The 22,192-nt window shown below is 70.1% G+C and carries 21 protein-coding genes, 2 rRNA genes and 3 pseudogenes; 16 read left to right on the top strand and 10 right to left on the bottom strand.

What is annotated here, in order from left to right; all coding sequences use genetic code 11:
- Both pstA and pstB read left to right on the top strand, forming a co-directional pair.
- Positions 1-727: phosphate ABC transporter permease PstA (gene pstA, locus ACWDZ4_RS34015; RefSeq protein WP_451512252.1), on the top strand; the 727-nt coding region annotated here is incomplete at its 5' end.
- A gap of 24 nt (positions 728-751) precedes the next feature.
- On the top strand, positions 752-1,528 hold the full coding sequence (gene pstB / locus ACWDZ4_RS34010) for a phosphate ABC transporter ATP-binding protein PstB (protein ID WP_451512251.1): 777 nt from the start codon (positions 752-754) through the stop codon (positions 1,526-1,528).
- A 132-nt stretch (positions 1,529-1,660) separates the two neighbouring features.
- Here the strand turns inward: pstB and ACWDZ4_RS34005 are convergent, their stop codons facing one another.
- Both ACWDZ4_RS34005 and ACWDZ4_RS34000 read right to left on the bottom strand, forming a co-directional pair.
- Positions 1,661-2,659: an anion permease gene (locus ACWDZ4_RS34005; RefSeq protein WP_451512250.1), complete on the bottom strand. Its 999-nt coding sequence runs from the start codon at positions 2,657-2,659 to the stop codon at positions 1,661-1,663.
- Positions 2,660-2,665: 6 nt separating this feature from the next.
- Positions 2,666-3,286 (bottom strand): DUF47 domain-containing protein, encoded by a 621-nt coding sequence (locus tag ACWDZ4_RS34000; RefSeq protein ID WP_451512249.1) that lies wholly within the window; start codon positions 3,284-3,286, stop codon positions 2,666-2,668.
- A 195-nt stretch (positions 3,287-3,481) separates the two neighbouring features.
- Between ACWDZ4_RS34000 and ACWDZ4_RS33995 the strand changes: the two genes are divergently transcribed.
- Positions 3,482-3,850 carry a metal-sensitive transcriptional regulator gene (locus tag ACWDZ4_RS33995; protein WP_451512248.1) on the top strand — a complete coding sequence of 123 codons (369 nt, stop codon included), beginning with the start codon at positions 3,482-3,484 and terminating at the stop codon, positions 3,848-3,850.
- A 49-nt stretch (positions 3,851-3,899) separates the two neighbouring features.
- On the opposite strand, the gene ACWDZ4_RS33990 is transcribed toward ACWDZ4_RS33995, so the two are convergent.
- A complete protein-coding gene (locus ACWDZ4_RS33990) occupies positions 3,900-4,103 on the bottom strand; it encodes a hypothetical protein (protein ID WP_451512247.1) in 204 nt (67 codons plus the stop codon).
- Positions 4,104-4,191: 88 nt separating this feature from the next.
- Positions 4,192-5,016, bottom strand: a complete 825-nt coding sequence (locus tag ACWDZ4_RS33985; protein ID WP_451512253.1) for a hypothetical protein — start codon at positions 5,014-5,016, stop codon at positions 4,192-4,194.
- Between the two features lie 182 nt (positions 5,017-5,198).
- Here ACWDZ4_RS33985 and ACWDZ4_RS33980 point away from each other — a divergent pair, with 182 nt between their 5' ends.
- Together ACWDZ4_RS33980 and ACWDZ4_RS33975 are read left to right on the top strand one after the other, a co-directional pair.
- A complete protein-coding gene (locus ACWDZ4_RS33980) occupies positions 5,199-5,360 on the top strand; it encodes a hypothetical protein (protein ID WP_451512246.1) in 162 nt (53 codons plus the stop codon).
- A gap of 172 nt (positions 5,361-5,532) precedes the next feature.
- On the top strand, positions 5,533-7,125 hold the full coding sequence (locus ACWDZ4_RS33975) for an FAD-binding oxidoreductase (protein ID WP_451512245.1): 1,593 nt from the start codon (positions 5,533-5,535) through the stop codon (positions 7,123-7,125).
- 52 nt (positions 7,126-7,177) lie between these two features.
- Here ACWDZ4_RS33975 and ACWDZ4_RS33970 read toward each other — a convergent pair whose 3' ends face one another.
- The 3 genes from ACWDZ4_RS33970 to ACWDZ4_RS33960 all read right to left on the bottom strand — a co-directional run bounded on the left by ACWDZ4_RS33970 (position 7,178) and on the right by ACWDZ4_RS33960 (position 9,779).
- Positions 7,178-7,939 (bottom strand): phosphatase PAP2 family protein, encoded by a 762-nt coding sequence (locus tag ACWDZ4_RS33970; protein WP_451512244.1) that lies wholly within the window; start codon positions 7,937-7,939, stop codon positions 7,178-7,180.
- 284 nt (positions 7,940-8,223) lie between these two features.
- Positions 8,224-9,249, bottom strand: a complete 1,026-nt coding sequence (locus tag ACWDZ4_RS33965) for a C40 family peptidase (RefSeq protein ID WP_451512243.1) — start codon at positions 9,247-9,249, stop codon at positions 8,224-8,226.
- A 407-nt stretch (positions 9,250-9,656) separates the two neighbouring features.
- Positions 9,657-9,779, bottom strand: a complete 123-nt coding sequence (locus tag ACWDZ4_RS33960) for a hypothetical protein (protein ID WP_451512242.1) — start codon at positions 9,777-9,779, stop codon at positions 9,657-9,659.
- 319 nt (positions 9,780-10,098) lie between these two features.
- Here ACWDZ4_RS33960 and ACWDZ4_RS33955 point away from each other — a divergent pair, with 319 nt between their 5' ends.
- The 9 genes and pseudogenes from ACWDZ4_RS33955 to ACWDZ4_RS33915 all read left to right on the top strand — a co-directional run bounded on the left by ACWDZ4_RS33955 (position 10,099) and on the right by ACWDZ4_RS33915 (position 19,314).
- The gene (locus ACWDZ4_RS33955; RefSeq protein ID WP_451512241.1) at positions 10,099-10,962 is read left to right on the top strand and encodes a helix-turn-helix domain-containing protein; all 864 of its coding nucleotides are present in this window, start codon (positions 10,099-10,101) and stop codon (positions 10,960-10,962) included.
- Positions 10,962-11,150 (top strand): DUF397 domain-containing protein, encoded by a 189-nt coding sequence (locus ACWDZ4_RS33950; protein WP_451512240.1) that lies wholly within the window; start codon positions 10,962-10,964, stop codon positions 11,148-11,150. Before ACWDZ4_RS33955 ends, ACWDZ4_RS33950 begins: the two co-directional genes overlap by 1 nt.
- A pseudogene (locus ACWDZ4_RS33945) lies at positions 11,143-11,349 on the top strand (DUF397 domain-containing protein); the annotation flags it as partial. The gene ACWDZ4_RS33950 and the pseudogene ACWDZ4_RS33945, both read left to right, overlap by 8 nt.
- A 462-nt stretch (positions 11,350-11,811) precedes the next feature.
- Positions 11,812-12,120, top strand: a complete 309-nt coding sequence (locus ACWDZ4_RS33940; protein WP_028814667.1) for a hypothetical protein — start codon at positions 11,812-11,814, stop codon at positions 12,118-12,120.
- Between the two features lie 181 nt (positions 12,121-12,301).
- Positions 12,302-13,153, top strand: coding sequence for a hypothetical protein (locus ACWDZ4_RS33935; RefSeq protein ID WP_451512239.1), 852 nt, complete (start codon positions 12,302-12,304; stop codon positions 13,151-13,153).
- Entirely contained in the window at positions 13,143-14,570 is a 1,428-nt protein-coding gene (locus ACWDZ4_RS33930; RefSeq protein WP_451512238.1) for a hypothetical protein, read from the top strand. The genes ACWDZ4_RS33935 and ACWDZ4_RS33930 overlap by 11 nt, the downstream gene beginning before the upstream one ends.
- Positions 14,567-16,117 (top strand): SCO6880 family protein, encoded by a 1,551-nt coding sequence (locus tag ACWDZ4_RS33925; protein WP_451512237.1) that lies wholly within the window; start codon positions 14,567-14,569, stop codon positions 16,115-16,117. The genes ACWDZ4_RS33930 and ACWDZ4_RS33925 overlap by 4 nt, the downstream gene beginning before the upstream one ends.
- A gap of 19 nt (positions 16,118-16,136) precedes the next feature.
- Entirely contained in the window at positions 16,137-17,549 is a 1,413-nt protein-coding gene (locus ACWDZ4_RS33920) for an ATP-binding protein (protein ID WP_451512236.1), read from the top strand.
- A 1-nt stretch (position 17,550) separates the two neighbouring features.
- Positions 17,551-19,314: a TraM recognition domain-containing protein gene (locus ACWDZ4_RS33915; protein WP_451512235.1), complete on the top strand. Its 1,764-nt coding sequence runs from the start codon at positions 17,551-17,553 to the stop codon at positions 19,312-19,314.
- Here the strand turns inward: ACWDZ4_RS33915 and ACWDZ4_RS33910 are convergent.
- On the bottom strand, positions 19,301-19,894 hold the full coding sequence (locus ACWDZ4_RS33910; protein WP_451512234.1) for a GNAT family N-acetyltransferase: 594 nt from the start codon (positions 19,892-19,894) through the stop codon (positions 19,301-19,303). The two genes, ACWDZ4_RS33915 and ACWDZ4_RS33910, sit on opposite strands and share 14 nt — an antisense overlap.
- A 130-nt stretch (positions 19,895-20,024) precedes the next feature.
- Between ACWDZ4_RS33910 and ACWDZ4_RS33905 the strand changes: the two are divergent.
- Both ACWDZ4_RS33905 and ACWDZ4_RS33900 read left to right on the top strand, forming a co-directional pair.
- Positions 20,025-20,958, top strand: a pseudogene (locus tag ACWDZ4_RS33905) (ATP-binding cassette domain-containing protein).
- A gap of 260 nt (positions 20,959-21,218) precedes the next feature.
- Positions 21,219-21,901: pseudogene (locus ACWDZ4_RS33900) on the top strand (response regulator).
- A gap of 27 nt (positions 21,902-21,928) precedes the next feature.
- On the opposite strand, the gene rrf reads toward ACWDZ4_RS33900, so the two are convergent.
- Positions 21,929-22,045, bottom strand: a 5S ribosomal RNA gene (gene rrf, locus ACWDZ4_RS33895).
- A gap of 73 nt (positions 22,046-22,118) precedes the next feature.
- Positions 22,119-22,192: ribosomal RNA gene (locus tag ACWDZ4_RS33890) — 23S ribosomal RNA — on the bottom strand; the annotation flags it as partial.

Raw genomic sequence — 22,192 nt, 5'->3', positions numbered from 1 at the left:
CGGGTACTTCCTCACCCACTCGATGAGCGGCCTGCTCGACACCGACGAGGGCGGCGGCATCTACCACGCCCTGCTCGGCACCCTGGAGCAGGTCGGCATCGCGACCCTGGTCTCCGCCCCGATCGGCCTGCTCACCGCGGTCTACCTGGTCGAGTACGGGCGCGGGAAGCTGGCGAAGACCGTCACCTTCTTCGTCGACGTCATGACGGGCATCCCCTCGATCGTCGCGGGTCTGTTCATCCTCGCCACCTGGAACCTGATGCTGGGCTTCGGGCCCTCCGGATTCGCCGGCGCGCTGGCCCTCTCGATCCTGATGATGCCGGTGGTCGTCCGCTCCACCGAGGAGATGCTCAAGCTCGTCCCGAACGAGCTCCGCGAGGCGTCCCTCGCCCTCGGCGTCCCCAAGTGGCGGACCATCCTCAAGGTGGTGCTGCCGACCGCGATCGGCGGAATCACCACGGGTGTGATGCTCGCGGTGGCCCGCATCACGGGTGAGACCGCCCCGGTTCTGCTGCTCGTCTTCGGTACGAAGCTGATCAACCCGAACCCCTTCGAAGGCGCCCAGTCCTCACTTCCGCTGTACGTGTACGAGCAGTACGTCGTCGGCACCGAAGCATCGGTCGACCGGGCCTGGGGCGCAGCGCTCGTCCTGATCGCCTTCGTCATGATCCTCAACCTGGTGGCCCGCGGCATCGCCCGCTGGAAGGCCCCGAGCACCGGCCGCTAAGGCCCCCGGAAAGCAGTGATTCAGATGGCCAAGCGAATCGACATCAGCGGCCTGTCGGCCTACTACGGCAACCACAAGGCGATCGACGACATCTCGATGACCGTCGAGCCCCGCTCCGTGACGGCCTTCATCGGCCCCTCCGGCTGCGGCAAGTCCACCTTCCTGCGCACCCTCAACCGGATGCACGAGGTCACCCCCGGCGGCCGCGTCGAGGGCAAGGTCCTCCTGGACGACGAGAACCTGTACGCCAAGGACGTCGACCCGGTGGCCGTCCGCCGTACGGTCGGCATGGTCTTCCAGCGCCCGAACCCCTTCCCCACGATGTCGATCTTCGACAACGTGGCGGCGGGCCTGCGCCTCAACGGCTCGTACAGGAAGAACAAGCTGGCCGAGGTCGTCGAGAAGTCCCTGCGCGGCGCCAACCTCTGGAACGAGGTCAAGGACCGCCTGAACAAGCCCGGCTCCGGTCTCTCCGGCGGCCAGCAGCAGCGCCTGTGCATCGCCCGCGCGATCGCGGTCGAGCCGCAGGTCCTCCTGATGGACGAGCCGTGCTCGGCCCTGGACCCGATCTCGACCCTCGCCATCGAGGACCTGATCGGTGAGCTGAAGGAGCGCTTCACGATCGTCATCGTGACGCACAACATGCAGCAGGCGGCGCGCGTCTCGGACCGCACGGCGTTCTTCAACCTCGCGGCGATCGGCCAGCCCGGCAAGCTCATCGAGATAGACGACACCGAGCGGATCTTCTCCAACCCGTCCGTCCAGGCGACGGAGGACTACATCTCCGGCCGCTTCGGCTAGAAGCCGGCCGCCACGCCTGTCCTGCGGTGCTGCATGGCGGTGCCACCGCAAGGCAAAGGCCCGCCCCCGCTCCCTCGAGGAACGGGGGCGGGCCCCTTTTCATACGGTCACGCGGTCATGCGGTCACGCGGTTCAGCCGAAGGCCAGCAGCACGACCCAGTAGCACGCGGCCGCCACCAGCGCGGCGGCCGGCATGGTGATGAACCAGCCCATCACGATGTTCTTGGCGACACCCCACCGCACGGCACGCGACCCCTTGGTCGAGCCGACGCCCATGATGGCGGAGGTGATGACGTGCGTCGTGGAGATCGGCGCGTGGAACATGAACGAGGCCGTGTACATCACGGACGCGGCCGTGGTCTCCGCGGCGAACCCCTGCGGCGGGTCCAGCTCGATGATCCGACGGCCGAGCGTCCGCATGATCCGCCAGCCGCCCGCGTACGTACCGAGCGAGAGCGTCAGCGCACAGGCGATCTTGACCCACATCGGGATCGCGTCGCCCTGACCCTCGACATCGGCGATGACCAGCGCCATCACCACGATGCCCATGGTCTTCTGCGCGTCCTGGAGACCGTGGCCGAGCGCCATACCGGCCGCGGACACCGTCTGGGCGATACGGAAGCCCCGCTTCGCCTTGTGCGGGTTGGACTTACGGAACATCCACAGGATGACGACCATCACCAGGTAGCCGAGCAGCAGCCCGACGAACGGCGAGATGAACATCGGGATGACGACCTTCTCCAGCACCCCGGTCCAGATGACCTCGGTGCCGCCCGCGAGCGCCGCGCCCACCATGCCGCCGAAGAGCGCGTGCGAGGAGGACGAGGGAAGACCGAAGTACCAGGTGACGAGGTTCCAGACGATCGCCCCGACCAGTGCGGCGAAGAGGATTCCCATCCCCTTGTCGCCGTGCGGGGTCGCGATGAGCCCCTCACTGACGGTCTTGGCGACCTCGCTGCCGAGGAAGGCACCGGCGAGGTTCATCACGGCGGCCATGGCGAGGGCCGCGCGCGGGGTCAGCGCCCGCGTGGAAACCGAAGTCGCGATGGCGTTCGCGGAGTCGTGAAAGCCGTTGGTGTACGTGAAGCCGAGCGCGACCCCGATGGTCACGATGAGCGCAAAGGTGTCCACCGGAGGTCAGGACTCCTTGACGGCGATCGTCTCGACCGTGTTGGCGACGTGCTCGAAGGCGTCGGCCGCCTCCTCCAGCACGTCCACGATCTGCTTCAGCTTCAGCACGTCCATCGCGTCGTACTTGCCGTTGAAGAGCTGCGCGAGCAGCTTGCGGTGGATCTGGTCGGCCTGGTTCTCCAGGCGGTTGACCTCGATCCAGTACTCGGTCAGATTGGTCATGGTCCGCAGGTGCGGCATGGCCTCGGCGGTCAGCTCGGCCGCCCGGGCCAGGACCTCGATCTGCTGCTCGACGCCCTTCGGCAGCTCCTCGATCTGGTACAGGACGACCAGGTCGACGGCCTCCTCCATGTAATCCATGATGTCGTCGAGCTGCGAAGCGAGGTTGTAGATGTCCTCGCGGTCGAACGGCGTGATGAACGAGGAGTTGAGCTGGTGGAAGATCGCGTGGGTGGCGTCGTCCCCCGCGTGCTCCGCTGCCCTCATCCGCTCCGCGATCTCGGCTCGGGCGGAGGAGTCCGCTCCGAGCAGTTCCATCAGGAGCTTCGAGCCCGTGACGATGTTGTCCGCGGATGCGGAGAACATGTCGTAGAAGCTCGTCTCCCTGGGGGTCAGACGAAAGCGCACGTGGGGTCCTCGGGGTGCATTGGATTCGGTCAGGGTGATGCTAGGCGCATCATCCGGCCACGGCTAACCGGCGTTCTTCAGTGTCGCCCATCGGGCACAGTGCTCAGTACGGGCCCCCGGGTCAGTACCCGCAAAATTCGTTACCATATACCCATCAGGGGTATGCAGCCCCTTTCAGGACAACGGGAGGACGCGATGACGACCACCGAGGCGGCCGGCGCGACGACGACCGAAGCGCCCTCCGGAGCCTCCGAAGCCGTGGTGAGCGACCACGACCACGGGGTGCACGGATACCACAAGCAGAAGGACGAGCACCTCAAGCGCCTGCGCCGGATCGAGGGCCAGATCCGCGGCCTGCAGCGGCTGGTCGACGAAGACGTCTACTGCATCGACATACTCACGCAGGTCTCGGCGTCGACGAAGGCGCTCCAGTCCTTCGCGCTGCAGCTCCTGGAAGAGCACCTGCGGCACTGCGTGGCGGACGCGGCGGTCAAGGGCGGCAAAGAGATCGACGAGAAGGTCGAAGAAGCCACCAAGGCGATCGCCCGCCTGCTCAGGACCTGATGTCCGGGGCGGTCACGGTCCGGGAGCCGACGGGTCCCCGGACCTGCCGTCAGAACGGACGCTCGTGGGTTTCCGGCCGCCCGCCGGCGCCGGCCGCCCCGGCCCCGACCTTCAGCACCTCGTCGATACGGTCCGGACTGAGCCGTTCCCCATCGGCGCCGGACGCCGCGATCATCAGCTCACCGCACAGCTCGATCTCGGCGAGGGCGACGTGGTCCTGGACGGGCGTACTGCTCAACGGTGCCACGTGCATCACCTCTTTCAGCCATCGTCGGCTTCCCAGCGTAGGCAGCGCGGCACGTACCGCGCATGGCACGGACGGACCATTTCCCCCCACCCGCCTATGCGTCGATCTTCCCCGCGTAGATGTCCGCCGCCGCCGGCAGCCGCATCGGGGCCGGCGCCCCGAACGCGTACAGCAGCGTCGTCGAGGCGACGGCCACCGTGCGTCCCGCGTTGGCGAAGTCGAACCGGTGGCGGACCTTGCGCAGCCGTCCCTGCTCGTCGAAGTACGCGTCGAACGGAACCGCGTCCTCGGCGAACCCTTTCGCCGCGGCGGCGAGTGCCCCGCGCGCGTGCGGCGCGGCGACGCGCGCGGCCCGGGCGATGTCGGTGATCCCGCGGTAGTGCCGGACACCGGTTCCGGCCACATCGGCCTTCCCGACGTACGTCGCCTCCTCCGCCCCGCGCAGCAGCTCCGCGGCGGTCAGCGGATCCGTCGCCCCGCCGGTGACGAGGTTCCCGTCCTCCAGCGTCGTCGTGTCGATCCGCACCCACTTGTCGGCGGGCACGCCCGCGCCCCGGTTCTTCATGTAGAGCGCACCGGGGGTGAGCAGCTCCGTGATGGGCCGGTGCTGGTCCGAGCCGTCGGGGTCCGGCGGCAGCGTCACCTCGAGCCGCCCCATGGGCTTCCCGAAGTCGTACGCTCCTTCGCCCCGGATGGTGACCCGGGTGCCGCCGGTGGCCATGACCATGGACGTACGGGCCTTGGAGCTCCCGGCCTCGACCAGCACGTCGGCCGCGCGGCGCACGGTGTCGAGGGGATCGCCGACCCGCTGGTCCTCGGCGACCGCACCGCCACCGGAGCACCCGGCGGAGGCCAGCAGCCCCGCCACGACGGCCACGGCGACCGCGCCGCCCTTGCCTCTGTGCTGCCGCACCACCATCGCCGTCAACCCCCAACGCATTACCACACGGTGACCCATCGCACCCGCCACGCCTAACGACTCCCCGCGAACACGGTCACGCCCCGGCCCGCCCGGCCCCCGCGCGCACCGGTCCGCGCGAGCCGGCCGCCGGCTTGCGACCGGCCGACCGCACGGCCCAACTCCCCCGGTACCGTGGACACGTGCTGCACCACGCCACACCGGACGCTCCCACCCACCGCACCGGCACGACCGAACGCGGCTCCTTCTGCTTCGCCCACTGCACCTGCGGCTGGCGCGGCCCGGCCCGCCGTTCCCGCGAACGGGCCCGCACGGACGCGGAACTGCACGTGCCGACAAGCTGACCCGGTTTCGGGAACGGACGGAACCGGGAAAACTCCCCAACAGCACCCGCACCCCCGTCCGCACCTGCACCCGCACCCGCACCCGCACCCGCACCCGGGAAGAGCGGAGCACCGCCCCCCGCAGGAACCCGTTCCGTCTCAAAGCCGTCTCGACCACCGGGAGGCAAACACCATGGAACGGCGCACACTTCTCACCTCGGCCACGGCCCTGGCGGCCACCGCCGCCGTGGCCGCCTGCACCGGCACCGCCACCGGCACCCCCGACCACCGCAACGGCAGCCGCAGCGGCCCCGCCGGCACCCCCAGCACCACCTCCCGCACCTCTCCCCCTCCTCCCCCGTCCCGCGCCCCCACCTGGTCCGTCCTCGCCCGCGGCCTCGACGGCCCGCTCGTCCGCCCCGGCGACGCCGCCTACCCAAGCGCCCGCCGGCTCTACAACACCCGTTTCGACCACCTGAAGCCCGCCGCGGTCGCCTACGTCGCACACGAGGCGGACGTCAGGGAATGCCTGGCCTTCGCCGCGGCGCACCGCACCCCCGTCGCCATCCGCAACGGCGGCCACTCCTACGCGGGCTGGTCCTCCGGCACCGGCCGCCTGGTCATCGACGTGTCAAAACTCGCCAAGGTCGACGCGAACGGCACGGTCGGCGCCGGCGCCAAGCTCATCGACGTCTACCAGGGCCTCGCCCGCCACGGCCGCCGCACCGTCCCCGCCGGTTCCTGCCCCACCGTCGGCATCTCGGGACTGGCCCTCGGCGGCGGCCACGGGGTCGCCTCCCGTGCGTACGGCCTGACCTGCGACAGCCTCACCTCCGCAACCCTCATCACCGCCGCCGGCAAACGCCTCCACTGCACGCCCACCGAGAACCGGGACCTCTTCTGGGCCCTGCGCGGCGCGGGGAACGGCAACTTCGGCGTGGTGACCGAGCTGACCTTCCGGACCCGTCCGGCCCCCGCCGCCGTCACCGCGTTCCTCTCCTGGCCCTGGTCGAAGGCGCAGGCCGTCGTCGCCGCCTGGCAGGAGTGGGGGCCGGACCAGCCCGACGAGATCTGGTCGTCCGCGCACCTCGCCGCCGGTCCGGGCGGTACGACGCCCAACGTCTCCGTCTCCGCCTTCTCGCTCGGCACGTACGGCGCCCTCCAGAACGCCGTGGACCGCCTCGCCGACAGGATCGGCGCCCCCGCCCGGTCGGTCTCCCTGCGCCGCCGCGGCCACCAGGAGTCGATGCTCCTGTACGCCGGCTGCGCCGATCTCAGCGACGCCCAGTGCCACCTGCCGGGCACCACCCCCGGCCGCACCCCCGAGGGCGTCCTGGGCCGTGAGACGTACGCGGCCAGGAGCGACTTCTTCGACCGCTCCCTCTCCCCCGCCGGGGTACGCGCGCTGCTCGACCGGACCGAGGCGTTCACCCGCCTCCCCGTGGACCGGGGCGGCGCCGGCACCATCGCGCTGACCGCCCTCGGCGGCGCGGTGAACCGCGTGGACCCGCTCGCGACGGCGTTCGTGCACCGCCGCTCGCGGATGCTCGCCCAGTACATCGGTGCCTGGCGCGCGGGCACCTCCGGCACCGCCCAGCGGACGTGGCTGAAAAACACTCACGGAGCGATGCGCCGGTACGCCTCGGGGGCGGCGTACCAGAACTACACGGACGCGGCCCTGACCGACTGGCGCAGGGCCTACTACGGCGCGGCCGCGGGCCGGCTGACCGAGCTGAAGAGGCGTTACGACCCCGACAGGCTCTTCGACTTCCCCCAGGCGCTGTGAGACGGCGGGAGAGCAAGAGCCGTCGGGCCGGACCGGACCGGGTCAGGCCGGGTCAGGCGGCGAGGTCGTTCTGCTCGCTGCCGACGGTCGTCCCACCGGTCCGCTGCTCGGGAAACACCGGAGAGCCGCCGTCGGCCGGACCGGTTCCCGGACCCGGCCCCGCGCCCCTGCGCGCCGCGCCACCGTCGCCCACGGAGCCCTTCGCCCGTACGAGCCGGCCCACCTTCTCCGAACGCGCGATCGCTCCCATGAGCGGCGTGAGCAGCGCCATCGCGACCGGCGCGAGCAGCAGCGCCACGGCCGTGCCGAGGGCGAATCCGCCGATGACGTCGGTCGGGTAGTGCACGCCCATGTAGACGCGGCAGAAGCCCGCCACGACTGCCAGCCCGATCGCCGCGAGCCCGAACTTCCGGTTGGCGACGAAGATTCCGACGGCGATGGCCATCGCCAGCGTCGCGTGGTCGCTGACGAACGAGTAGTCCGTCTTGCCCGCGATGAGGACCTCGAGCCCCTCGTGGTCGTTGAACGGTCTCGGCCGCTCCACGAACCCGCGGATCGGGATGTTGATCAGCAGCGCGATCCCGGCCGCCAGCGGCGCCCAGACGAGCCCCGCCACCGAGGTGACGGCGTCCTCGCGCCTGCGTACGCTCCACCAGCAGCAGAGCCCCAGCAGGACGATGCCGAGCATGGTCCCGTACTCCCCGACGAACTCCATGACCCGGTCGAACCAGCCCGGCGCATCCGCCGCCAGTCCGTTGATGTCGTAGAGCAGACTGACGTCGGGGTTCGCCCCGTCCAGTGCGAGTCCAGCCATCTGACGCGGCCCCTTGCCTTGTTGCCTGCTGCGCGGCACGCGCGTCTGCGTGCCGCTCCTGCGAACCCCCGTGGTCCATGCGATGCGATCGGTTCGACGCAAAGCCATGCCGTGGTCAGTGCGTGGTGAGCGCGGCTGTCACAGTCCCCGGTCAAGGGAACGCCCTCTCCGGCCCCACCGTTCCACTCTCCGCCGATCTCCACTGAAAGATCACCATCACGTTATCGAAGAGAGACACATCGCCGCAGCTCAGGGGGTGGCCATAACGGAGGGTTCAAGCCACGTCACGCGCCACCGCGGTCTCCCGGCAGGTCCGTGGGGAGTGCTTTCGCGCCCTCCTCGGTGACCCGGGTCGCCCCGAAGTAGTCCGGCGTATCGATCTTGTCGAAGCGGATCACGGCACCGGTGTACGGAGCGTTGATCATGTAGCCGCCGCCGACGTAGAGGCCGACGTGCCGGATCTCGCGCGAGTTCGTCAGGTCGTCCGAGAAGAAGACCAGGTCGCCCGGGAGCAGCTCGTCCCTCGACGGGTGCGGTCCGGCGTTGTACTGGTCGTTGGCCACGCGCGGCAGCTCGATGCCGACCGTCCGGTACGCGGCCTGGGTCAGCCCGGAGCAGTCGAACCGGCCGCCCTGCTCCGGCGTGCCGTTCCCGCCCCACAGGTACTTGGTGCCGAGCTTCTTCTGCGCGAAGTAGATGGCCCCGGCGGCCTGCCGCGAGGGCTCGACCCGCCCGACGGGGCGCGCGAAGCTCTCCTCCAGGCTGGTGATGATCCTCACGTAGTTCTGTGTCTCGCGGTACGGCGGGACGCCCCCGTACTTGATGACGGCGTACGCGCCCGCGTTGTAGGCGGCGAGCATGTTCCTGGTCTGATCGCCCGGCACCTTCTTCACGTACCCGGCCAATTCGCAGTCGTACGTCGCGGCCGACGGAATCGCGTCGGCCGGGTCCCAGATGTCCCGGTCCCCGTCCTCGTCCCCGTCGACCCCGTGGGACGCCCACGTCCCGGGGATGAACTGCGCGATGCCGCGCGCGTCGGCCGGGCTCTGCGCCCTCGGGTTCCAGCCGCTCTCCTGGTACAACTGCGCGGCGAGGAGCGCCGGGTTGATGGCCGGGCAGAGATTGCCCCACTTCTGCACGAGCGGCTGGTACAGCGCGGGCACGGCCCCCTTGGCCAGCCCGACCGCCCGCCCGCCGCCCGCACCGCCGGCCAGCCCCGCGGCTGCGGAGAACGTACCGACGACGAGCAGCGCGACGAAGCTCAGGCAGAGGCCGATCCCGATCCCGCTGACCACCCAGACTTTGCGCACCCTTCAACCCTCCCCCATCCGGGACGGGTTCACTGCAGTTTTCGCGCACGCGTCCGACGGGGTGTCGCACACGTCCGAAACGCCGCGCCGCCATGGAGTGGCGGGCCCGGCGTTCACGTAACTTCCGAAGAGGTTCATGTCCAACGGAAGTACGACTGTCCGCTCATGTCGGAAGAACAACTCATGCGGGTTACGCGGACCGGCGCACTCCCCCCACAGCAGTTTTCCGCCACTGCCGAGCAAGCACGCACCCCAGCCGTCGGCGCACAGCCGCACGACCTGCAGTCCGCGCCCGTACTCGGCCGGACCGCCACCGCCACCGCCACCGCCACCGCCACCGCCACCGCCGGGAACGAGCGGGGCGCCGCCGAAGGGGGTGGGGATGCCGGGGTTGGCGTCCCGGACACTCAGCTCAGGCGGCCGGACCCCGCGGCGCGCAGACGCAGCGTGTACGGCCCGCTGGAGTACAGGTGGGCGTTGGTGACCAGCTCACCGGCCGGCAGCTCGGCGGCGTCGGTGAGCGCGGCCATGCCGTGGGTGCGGAGTACGGCGCGGAGGGTGGAGCGGGCGATGCCGGGGCGCGGGGGTCGTGCGGAAGCTGGAGGGTGCAGGCCCAGGGCGGCGTTACGGTGGCCAGGGAAGTCTCCGACCGCGGAGGGGGGTTGGTGAGGGACGTACGGGTGCCCGGTGGCCGGGTCGCTCCGTCGAGCGGGGCGTTTCCAGGCGGTGGCCTGGGACAGACGCTGGAGTGCCCGCAAGGAATACGTGCAGCTTTCTCAAAGATTCCTCTTCCGTCCCACTCATGTGGGTGACGGACTGGACCTTCCCGCGTGAAAGGTGAGGTGAACGATGGCCTCTGGGCCGGCCCCCAGCGCCAGACCCGTCCGCCTCGGCATTGAGCTGCGGAAACTTCGCGATCACGCCGGGATGACAACAACCGAGGCGGCCCAGCGCCTCGGGACAAGGCCTGGCCAGATCAGCAACATGGAGACGGCCCGGTCCGGCGTGAGCGGTGATCGGGTTCTCGCCATGGCGGCGGCCTACGGGTGCGAGGACGAACCGTTCATCAAGGCGCTGGCAGACATCGCGCAGGACCGGAAGCGGGGGTGGTGGGAGGAGTACCGGGACATCCTGCCCGCGAGCCTCCTCGGCCTCGCGGAGTTCGAGCACTACGGCACCCGGTTCCGCACGACACACACCGCGCACATCCCCGGCCTGCTCCAGACCCCGGAACACGCACGCGAGATCTACCGCCGGGCAGTGCCGGAATTCGGTCCGCCGGGCGTGGAGCACCGCGTCTCACACCGGATCAAGCGTCAGTCGGTCCTGCACCGGGACGAGCCGGCCCCCTACCGGGCAGTCGTCCATGAGGCTGCACTGCGGATGAAGTTCGGCGGCCGTTCGGTGGCCCGGTCCCAGATGCGCCACCTGCTCGAGCTGAGCGAGCTCGACCACGTCACGATCCTCGTGATCCCCCTCGACGCCGGCTCCTACCCCGGCTCCGGCCAGTGCGCGTACTACACCCACGGCCCGGTCGCCCAGCTCGACACCGTCCAGCTCGACCAAGCGCACGGAATGGCGTTCATCGACGCCGAGGCCCAGCTGAAGCAGTACCGCCTGCTGTTCGACCGCCTGGAGGCCACGGCACTGGGCGAGACGGAATCACGCGACTTCATCCACAGCATCGCCAACAACCTGCGAAGGGACCTGTAGTGCTCACGAACCACTGGCAGAAATCGTCGTACCGCGCACAAGGTCAGGCCTGCGTCCACGTAGCCGGCTCAAACGGCACGGTCAGCCTCACGGAAAGCGGCGACCCCACCGGGGCGACGCCCCGGACCACCCCCACCACCTGGGCCGCCCTCCTCCGCACCGTCAAGGAGTCCCGGAACCATGGCTGAGATCCCCGCCGGCCTGGACTGGATCCGCGCCGCCCCCGAGGGCGAGGACGGCCCCGGCCCCTGGATCGAGATCGCCTTCGGACCGGAGGACCTGGTCCACCTCCGCGAGACCAGCGATCCCGAGAACGTCGTCACGACGAACCGGAAGAAGTGGGACGCGTTCGTGCTCGGCGTACAAGCCGGCGAGTTCGACCACTTCGCCGGACTCGACACCCCGGACCACCCGGACCGCCCGGACCGCCCGGACCGCCCGGACCGCCCGGACCGCCCGGACCGCCCGGACCGCCCGGACCGCCCGGACCGCCCGGACCGATAGGACCGCCCGGACCGATAGGACCGCCCGGACCGATAGGACCGATAGGCCATCAGGGGACGCACCACGGAACCATCCGCACCCCCTCGGAGCCGCGTCCGGCCAAAGGTGCATAACGCCAGTCATTGCCCGCAGTCACCCCTCGTGATACACAGAGTGACCATACGTGTTTCCGAATACCACCGGTCGGCACCGCAGGTCAGCGCGGTCGGATCGGCGATACGTGCGGAGGCCGGGCAAAGACAGCTACCAAGTCGACATACCTACGCGGTTTCATCAGCGAAGATAGAGCGTGACCCCTGCCGTGCGGCAGGGGCGACGAACTACCCGACAGGGGCGGTGACTTACATGAACCTGGCAGCCGAAAAGGGCGACATCACCACCATCATCGGCGGAATTGCCCCGAACTGGGGCCCGTTCGGGACCCTGGGGAACGAGGCCCGCGTCATGATCGAGGTTGTGATGGCTGTCGCCATCCTCCTCTGCCTCGGAATCGCCATCTGGGGAGCGGCAAAGCAGCGGATCGGCGCGACGGCTCTGAGGGACACGTTCAGCGCCGAGCAGGGCAAGGGACTGATCGTCGCCGGTCTCACCGGCGTCTTCATCATCGGCTCGCTCGGCACGCTCTTCACCATCGTGTACGGGATGGCTGTTTAACCGACCGTCAGCCAGCACCGGGCGTTCCCGGCCCGCCTCCCCCACCCCACCCGTCCGTCGTGCCCACCGGCTGAGGTTGCGTCTCCCTGATGTCGAGTCACCACACCGCGCCCGCGCGGGAACCAGCACGGCTACCGTCGTACTACGCGGAACTGCAAACGGTTGAGGGGGTGCACGCGGCATGAGTCTCGGTGACGACCACGGATACGGCGGCGACACGGGTCGTACGGGCCGTGTCGGCGGCTCCGGCCAGACCCGCACGCGCCTCCCCGAGGGCGGCGGGAACGATGTGTACGGGGGCGCGCGACGGCCCGTACGGACCTCGCGTTCCCTCGTCACCGTGGTGGGCGTGGTGGTGCTGCTGATCGCGGCTATCGCATTCGCGAACCGGGGCGGCGGCGACAGCGGCTCGGGCGACGAGGCGAAGGGTGCCGGCGGCGCGGAACCGACGGCCGCGACGGGCGTGAAGCCGGTCGAGGGAAAGAACGGACTGATTCCGTCCGGTTTCGCGCAGGACGAACAGGGCGCGCAGAGCGCTGCGACGAACTATCTCGTGGCCCTCGGCTCTGACGGTATGTACGACAAGGACCGTCGCCGCGAGATCGTGGACACCGTGTACGCGCCCGATGTCGCAGCGGCCCGCCAAGGTGACCTCGACAAGGTCTACTCGGACGAGAAGTTCCTCACCGGCATCGGGCTGAACCCGGACGGCACCGCGCCGAACGGTTTGACCTTCGTCTCCCGCTTCAACCCCGTGGGCTCCAAGCCGGAGAAGTTCGCAGGCAACACCGCGAGCGTTTCCGTTTGGTACTCGGCGCTCTTCGGACTGGCCGGTGAAGGGTCCAAGAACCCTGTGGCCGAGAGCTGGTACACGAACACCTTCGAGCTCAAGTGGGTCGGTGGGGACTGGAAGGTCACCGACTTCACCCAGAAGGACGGCCCGGTGCCGGTCGGCCGTGACCAGGCCGCCTCCTCTGCGGAGGACATGGCCGACGCGGTGGAACAGTTCGGAGGGTTCACTTATGCCCGGTAAGCGATCCACTCGTGCACTCTCGCTTGCGGCAGTAGTAGCCTGCGTGCAGGCATCAGCCGTGCTGCTGGCGAGCCGTGCGTTCGCAGCGCCGACACCGACTCCGAGTCCTGACAAGAGTGATGATCCCTGCGATCTGATCCGGGGGCCGGCCAAGGACTACTGCGAGGACGGCGAAGGCAGCGGCGGCCGCTCCGGTCTCCGCGCCCCCACCAGCCCCACCGAGTCCCTGGACCCCCTGTCCTCCCTCGCCAAGGGCTGCGCGGACGCCGCCGCCTGGATCGTCGGGAAGCTCTCCGAGGCCGTGAAGTCGACCGCCAGCGTCGACTTCACCAACCCCCGGTTCCTCCAGCAGTACGCCATCGTCTTCGCCGCCTCAGCCATCCTCACCCTCGTCCTGTGGCTGCTCGCCGTGGCCAAGCGCGCCATCCGCGGCGTGCCGCTCGCGACCGCGCTGTCCGAAGCCATCGGGTTCCTCTGGCTCACCGTCCTCGCCTCCGCCTTCACGCCCCTGATCCTCTACGTCATCGTCACGGCCACCGACGGCGTCACCGAGGTCATCGCCGCCGGCACCGGCGGACAGACCGACGTGTTCTTCGGGTCGTTCTCCGAGGCGCTCAAGAAGGGGGACGACATCGGGGGCGGGCCGATCATGCTGATCGTCGTGTCGCTGGTGACCATCCTCGCGGCCGGGATCCTCTTCCTGGAGCTGTTCATCCGGGCCCTGCTCCTCTACGTCGGCGCGCTCCTCGGCGTCGTCGTCTACGCGGGGCTCGTCGACAAGAACATGTGGGGCCACGTACGCCGCTGGGCCGGCATCATGATCGCCGTCATCATGGTCAAGCCCGTCATCGTGATCGTCCTCGGCCTCGCCGGGGCGCTCTCCGCCGACGACGGGCCGAACGCCTTCTCCGCCGTCGTGTCCGGCCTCGCCATCATCCTGCTGGCGATCTTCGCCTCCGGGATGATCTACCGTTTCGTCCCCGGCTTCGGCGACGAGATCGCCTCCGCCCGCTCCCACCGCAACAAGGCCACCGACGGCGCCCAGGCGGCCGCCGTCATCAGCTCCCCCGCCGCTCTCGTCTCCCAGGGCATCAAGACCCACAGCAGCCGTGGCGGCGGAGGCGGCGACCGGGGCGGGAACGGCTCGCCGCCCCGCCAGGCCAACCCCGTCAGCGGCGGCGTGGCGGCCCACAGCTCCCGCGGCTCCGGCGGAAGCGGAGGCGGCTCCGGCGGAAGCGGAGGCGGCATCGGCGGAAGCGGAGGCGGCATCGGCGGAGGAAGCGGAACCAGCGGCGCGGGAGGCGGCGGAGTTGTCCCCTCCGCCGCCCCCTCGGCCCGTAGCACCAGCACGCACACGAACCGCGGTACCGGCAACACGGGTACCGGCAACAACAGCACAGGAGGTGCAGGGCGTTGACGACGCAGTCCCAACCCATCGCGCCCCGCCGTACGTATCTGATCGGCCGCGCCCGGCCGAACGCGATCGTCGGCAAGAACCGCGAGACCGGCGAGATCGTGCTGATCATCGCCGGCGCGTTCCTAGGCATGATGAGCGGACTGCTGGTCCCCGTCCTGTCCCTGCGGATCGTGCTGCTGATGGGCTTCCCGATGCTGGCCCTGATGGCGGTGTACGTCCCGTACAAGCACCGCACCTTCTACAAATGGTTCGAGATCAACCGCAGTTACAAGCGCACCCTGCGCAACGGCACGACCTACCGCAGCGGCGCCATGGAAGCGGGCGTGCGCGGTGACGGCCGCGAGGTCGAGGTGGGCCCGCCGCCCGGCATCGGGCGCATCACCTGGCTCGCCGCCCCCTTCGGACCCGACGAGATCGCCGTACTCCTGCACGCCGACCGCCGCACGGTGACAGCGGCCATCGAGATCGAAGGACCGGGCGTCGGCCTGCGCGACAGCGAGGACCAGGAGGCGCTGGTCGACCGTTTCGGCACGCTGCTCAAGCACGTAGCCAACGGCGACGGCTTCGTCACCCGCCTCCAGATGCTCGCCCGCACCCTCCCCGCCGACCCCGACGCCCACGCCAAGGACGTCGCCCAGCGCGGCGACACGCACGCCCCCGGCTGGCTCAAGGAGTCGTACGACCAGCTCCAGTCCATGGTGTCGACCTCCAGCGAGCAGCACCGCGCCTACCTCGTCGCCTGCATGCACTACTCCCGCGAGCTCGCCGCCGAGGCCCACGCCATGGCCCGCGCCGCCCGCCCCCACGGCGGCCGCAAGCTCGACCGCGACTCCGGGCTCGCCGTCGTCATGGCGCGCGAGCTGACCGACATCTGCGCGCGGCTCGCGGAAGCCGACATCCGCGTACGCCAGCCGCTCGGGCAGGGGCGCCTCGCCTCCCTCGTGCACTCGATGTACGACCCCGACCACCCCATCGACCACATCCAGGCCATGACCAAGCGCAACGCCTGGCCGGCCGAGCTGGACGCGATGGAGGCGACGTACCTCCAGGCCAAGACGCGCGAGTCGTCGACCCGCGCGCCCTGGTGCCACGCCACCGCCTGGGTGAAGGAGTGGCCGATGACGCCGGTCGGCGTCAACTTCCTGGCGCCGCTGCTCGTCCACACCCCCGACGTGATCCGTACGGTCGCCGTCACCATGGACCTCGAACCCACCGAGGTCGCCATCGAGCGGATGCTGACGGAGAAGACGAACGACGAGGCGGAGGCCAGCCGCCAGGCCAAGATGAACCGGACCGTCGACCCGCGCGACATTGCGGCCCACGGCCGGCTCGACCAGCGGGGTGAAGATCTCGCGAGCGGTGCGGCCGGTGTCAACCTGGTCGGGTACATCACTGTGTCGTCGCGTTCACCCGAGGCACTGGCCCGCGACAAGCGGACCATCAGGGCCTCGGCCGGAAAGTCGTATCTCAAGCTGGAGTGGTGCGACCGCGAGCACCACCGGGCGTTCGTCAACACCCTGCCGTTCGCCACCGGCATCCGTCGTTAACCGAGAGGGCAGACCCGCCATGCGAGATCCGCTGTCCGCACTCACGGATGCCTTCACCAGTTTCCTCTTCGGGAAGGTGGAGACGACCAGGCTCCCGGTCCGTACGTCGACGGGGCAGGCCCAGGCCGTCTACCTGCCGACCGCCGCGCCCGGCCTCGGCGACTCGGGCGTGATCATCGGCCGCGAGGTGTACAGCGGCAAGGGCTACATCTACGACCCCTTCCAGCTGTACGGACAGCAACTGCCCGCCCCGCACTGGCTGGTGCTCGGCGAGTCCGGCAACGGCAAGTCGGCGCTGGAGAAGACGTACGTACTGCGTCAGCTTCGCTTCAAGGACCGGCAGGTCGTCGTCCTGGACGCGCAGGGCGAGGACGGCGTGGGCGAGTGGAACCTGATCGCGCAGGAGCTGGGGATAACCCCCATCCGGCTCGACCCGGCGGCGGCCCTCAACGGCGGTATCCGCCTCAACCCCCTCGACCCGTCGATCACGACGACGGGGCAGCTCGCCCTGCTCCGTACGATCATCGAGGTCGCGATGGGACACGGCCTCGACGAGCGGTCGGGCTTCGCGCTCAAGGTAGCGCACGCGTACGTGAACGAGACCATCGTCGACCGGCAGCCGGTCCTGACGGACATCGTCGAGCAACTGCGCCACCCCGAGCCGGAGTCGGCGGAGGCGATGAACGTCGACCTGGACGACGTACGGGCCTGGGGCCTGGACGTGGCCCTCGTCCTGGACCGCCTCGTCGACGGTGACCTGCGGGGCATGTTCGACGGCCCGACGACGGTCGGCATCGACCTCGACGCGCCGCTGATCGTCTTCGACCTGTCCCACATCGACCGCAACTCCATCGCGATGCCGATCCTGATGGCGATCGTGGGGGTGTGGCTGGAGCACACCTGGATCCGGCCGGACCGCAAGAAGCGCATCTTCCTGGTGGAGGAGGCGTGGCACATCATCAACTCCCCCTTCGTCGCGCAGCTCTTCCAGCGCCTGCTGAAATTCGGCCGCCGGCTCGGCCTGTCGTTCGTGGCGGTCGTCCACCACCTCTCCGACGTGGTGGACGGCGCGGCGGCGCGGGAGGCGGCGGCGATCCTGAAGATGGCGTCGACGCGGACGATCTACGCCCAGAAGGCGGACGAGGCGCGGGCGACGGGACGGGTGCTGGGCCTGCCGCGCTGGGCGGTCGAGATCATCCCGACCCTGACGCCGGGTATCGCCGTATGGGACGTGAACGGCAACGTCCAGGTCGTCAAACACCTGATCACGGAAGCCGAACGCCCCCTCGTCTTCACCGACCGCGCGATGACGGAGACCTCGGCAGACATGATCGCGGACGACATGCGAGCCGCGGAGTTGGAGGCGGAACAGCGGGCGGCTTTCATCGAGCAGCAGATGAGCGGGTCGTCCTCGGAATCGACGGTCGCCTGACATGAGACCCCACGACAGACAGCAGCAGCAACAACAACAGCAGGGCGGGCGCGGCATCCCCGACTCCCTGCTGGTCGCCCTGCTGGCCTTCCTCCTCGGCCTGACGGTCCTGGCGTGGCTGGCGACCGGCCTGGCGGGCCTGTTCGCCCACGGCGCCTGGCCGGACGACGTCACGTTCGCCCGTACGCCGTCGGCCCTGCGCCACCTGATGGCGGCCCCCCACGACATCCCGGCGGCGTGGCCGGACACACCGCCGGGCCGGCTGTCCGGGTACGGCCTGTTCTGGGGCCTGCTGATCGGCGAACTGATGGTGCTGGGCGTGCTGACGATCTTCGTGATGGGCGTACTGGCCCGCCTGAAGGTGCAACGCGAGACGGCAAGAGCAACGGCGAGGGCAGCCAAGGCGGAAGCGGCAGGAGGCCCGGGAGCCGCAGCCTCGCCACCCACGGGCGCGGGGCCGGACGCGGGGTACGGGCCTGGTCCCGCATCGCCCGCAGGGGCGACCGCGAGTGCCGGGCCGGGCGCGGGCCACGCCTTCGAGGTGCCGCCCCGCACGGGCGACCCTGCGGGTGTCCGGACCGGCGCCCCGGCCGGTACTCCACTCGGTACTCCGCCCGGCGCCGCCACCGGCCCCGGCGCCGCCACCGGCCCCGGTGGCGCCCAGGACGTGGCCCCGAGCCCGTACCTCCCGCCCGGTTTCACCGCTCCCGGCACCGCACCCGCCCCCGTCCCCCACCCCCTCGCCGCGCCGCAGCCGCAGCCGGAATCCCAGCTCCATCCCCATCCCCAGCTTCAGTCGGCAGGCGCCTTGAGCAGCCCCGCCGTCCCGCTCCCCCGCGCCCCCCGCCTCCTCTACGGCAGCCCCGAAATCCGCCGCCCCACCGCCGTACAGGCCGTCCTCGACGCCGAAGGCCCCGCGCTCGTCGTCACCTCCGACCCGACCGTGTGGGCCGAGACCAAGGACGCGCGGGCCAAGCTCGGCCCCGTCCTCGTGTACGACCCCGGGCACCTCTGCGACACCCCGGCCCGCCTCCACTGGTCCCCCACCACCGGCTGCGACCGGGCCGACACCGCCGCCGCGCGCGCCGTGGCGCTGCTGGCGCCCGTACGGCCCCAGGCACGGCTGGACGCGGCGGTGGCCGACACCGCCCAGACCCTGCTCAGCAGCTGGCTGCACGCGGCCGCCGTGGACGGCCGCCCCTTCCGCCAGGTGCACCGCTGGGCGCAGGGGCACGGCGCGCACGAGGCGGTACGTATCCTCCGCACCCACCCCAAGGCGTCGAGCGGCGCCGCGGGCCTCCTCGAATCCGCGCTCACCGCGTACCCCGAACGCCGCGAGGTCGCCCAGGAGCTGACGGCCAGGGCGTTCGCGGCTCTCTCCTCGGTCCACATCCGCGAAGCCTGCACACCGAATCGATCTGATTCGCTCACCCTGGAATCATTTGCGGGCGAGGGGGGCACCCTTTATGTGGTGGGCGAAGCAATCGAGGACCCCAGGTCACGTCCCGGAGCGATGCCTCTGCTCACCGCACTCGCATCAAGCGTGGTCGAGCACGGCCGCCGCATGGCCGCACGGTCATCCGCCGGCCGGCTCGACCCACCCATGACGTTCGTCCTGGACGACGTCGCGGCCGTGGCCCCGCTTCCCCGGCTCCCCGATCTGCTGTCGACCGGTCAGGACCAGGGCCTGTCGGCCCTGGTCCTGCTCCGCTCCCGGGAACAGGGCCGGGCCCGCTGGCCGGACCACACCCTCACCGCCGGCTAGAGCCTGCCGCCCCCTGTCCCCGCGGTCGCCCGGCCACCATCTCGTACTCCTTCTCCGACTTCACCGACGCGTTCCCCGGCATCGCCACCGTCTCCCCGCTCCGCAGGAAACCGGCCTTGGCGTAAAGCGCCTCCGCCCGCCCGTTGCGCTCGTGCACGTACAGCCTGACCCGCTCGATCCGCGGATCCGTCAGGGCCCACGACCACTCCAGCGCCGCCCGGAAAAGCTCCTGCGCCACCCCGGTGCCCCGCGCCTCGGGACGTACGAAAACGCCGACGACGTGGGCCTGGTCAACCTCCGGCGCACCGCCGAACGTCCCCTCCGCCCCGGCCCGTTCGACGATCACGGTGACGGACCCCACCCACCGCCCGTCCGGTGCCTCCGCGACGAACTGCCGCGCCTCGGAGTCCCCCGTGACCCGGTCCGTACGCCCCTTCCAGAAGGAGTCGGGCTCCCTCACGGCCTTCTCGTACGTCTCCAGAAAAGCGATGTCCGCCAGCGGATCCCGGAGCGCGGCGAGCCTCAGCTCCTTCGCCTCGCCCCACTCATCAACGCGTACGGGTCGAATCAAACAATCCATCCGGTGATACTCACCCGGACCCACCCCGGAGCCAAGCGATTTCGACGCCGTACCCGGCTACTACTCCCGGCGCCCCGCTCCCGCCCGCGGTCGGACGACGCGCCACCTCCCGCCCCGTAGCACCGAGTCCATGACCAACCCGAACGGACCAAACGGGATCGAAGCCATCGGACTCACCGAGCGGTACGGCGACAAGACCGCCGTCGACGACCTCGCCTTCACCGTCCACCCCGGCACCGTCACCGGCTTCCTCGGGCGGGGGACACCTCCCAGGCGTCAGCTCTGGGGGAGGGGCCGGAAAACTCCCCACCCTGCGCATGCTCCTCGGCCTGGACGCACCGCCCCGAGGCCACGCGACCGTCAACGGCCGCGCCAACGCCGCGCGCACCACCCCGCTCCACGAGGCCGGCGCCCTCCTTGAGGCCCGCTCCGTCCACCCCGGCCGCACCGCCCACCACCATCTGATGGCACTCGCCCACACCCACGGCGTCCCGCGCGGCCGCGTCACGCACGTACTCGGCCTCGCCGGCCTCACCGACGTCGCGCACCGCAGGGTGAAGGGCTTCTCGCTCGGCATGGGACAGCGCGTCGGCATCGCGGCGGCGCTGCTCGGCGACCCGGCCACGGTCGTCCTGGACGGACCGGTCAACGGACTCGACCCGGAAGGCGTGCTGTGGATCCGCACCCGCCTCAACTCCCTGGCCGCGGAAGGCCGTACGGTCCTCGTCTCCTCCCACCTGATGAACGAGATGACGCTGACCGTCGACCATCTCGTCATCATCGGCCGCGGCAGACCGCTCGCCGACACCGCGGTCGCCGACTTCGTACGGGCCTCGGCACGCGGCACCACCAAGGTCGTCACCCCCGAGGCCGGCCTCCTCTGCGAACTCCTCGCGGCCCCGGGCGTCGCCATCGCCTCCCCCCGCGCCCGGCACCAGCTCATGGACGGCGTACGGGCCGCAGGTCTCCCCGCACGCATGACGGTCAGCCGCCACCCGACTCCGTACCACCACCGGACCGGGCCCAGCAGCTCACCCTCTACCGGGTCGTCCAGGAAGCCCTGACGAACACCCTCAAGCACGCGGACCCCGGCGGCCACGGCAGAAGTCGACGTCGCCTACACCCCACGGACCCTCACGGCCACCATCACCGACACACACCAGCACACTGCCCTCCCCCTCTCCTTCGCCCATCCCCGAAGGCCGGGGCATCACGGGCACGCGCGAGCGGACAGCCCTGTCCGAAGGCACACTCGAAGCCGACGCCAGGCCGTCCGGCGGCTGACGCATCCACCTGCGTCTCCCCGGAACGAGGCCCCCGAGCCGTGACGGCCGTGCTCATCACCGACGACCAGCCCATGCAGCGCTTCGGCTTCCGCATGCTCCTCGAAAGCCAGGACGATCTGACGGTCCTGGGCGAAGTGTCCAACGGTTCGGAGGCCGTGCGTCTGGTCTCCCGACTCCGGCCGGACGTGGCCCTGATGGACATCCGCATGCCCTGCCTCGACGGCATCGAGGCCACCCGCCGCATCGTCGCCGCGGGCGACCGCACGAAGGTCCTCATCATGACCACCTTCGACCTGGACGAGTACGCCTACGCTGGACTGCGCGCCGGGGCCTCCGGCTTCCTCATCAAGGACGCTCTCCCAAAAGAGCTCCTGTCCGGCATCCGCGCGGTGGCGAGAGGTGACGCGGTGGTCGCCCCCAGCCTGATCCGCCGGTTTCTCGACGCGTACGCCCACCATCTGCCGGAGTCAGCAGCCGACGGGGCGGCCACACCAGACGCCCCCTCACGCACCTCACCGTCATCGGTCAGGGCTGGACGAACACCGAAATCGCCGAACGCCTGCACCTCGCGGAATCGACGGTGAAGATCCACGTCTCCAGAATTCTCGCCAAAACGGGCGCCCGGAATCGAGTACAGGCGGTCATCCCGGCGTACGAAGCAAAGCTGGTACGGCCGGCCTGGGAAAACTGCCCCGGAATGCAGGAAAGCCCCGCACCATGAATGGTGCGGGGCTTTCCCACAATGATTGTTCGGCGGTGTCCTACTCTCCCACAGGGTCCCCCCTGCAGTACCATCGGCGCTGAAAGGCTTAGCTTCCGGGTTCGGAATGTAACCGGGCGTTTCCCTAACGCTATGACCACCGAAACTCTATGAAGATGTCGAACCGGTGACGGCACAGTTCGTTGCTTCAGAACTGACACAGTGGACGCGAGCAACTGAGGACAAGCCCTCGGCCTATTAGTACCAGTCAGCTCCACCCGTTGCCGGGCTTCCACATCTGGCCTATCAACC

This window comes from Streptomyces sp. NPDC003016, from assembly GCF_053591455.1.
The sequence above is the reverse complement of the archived record's forward strand: the minus strand, read 5'-3'. Positions and strand labels throughout refer to the sequence as shown.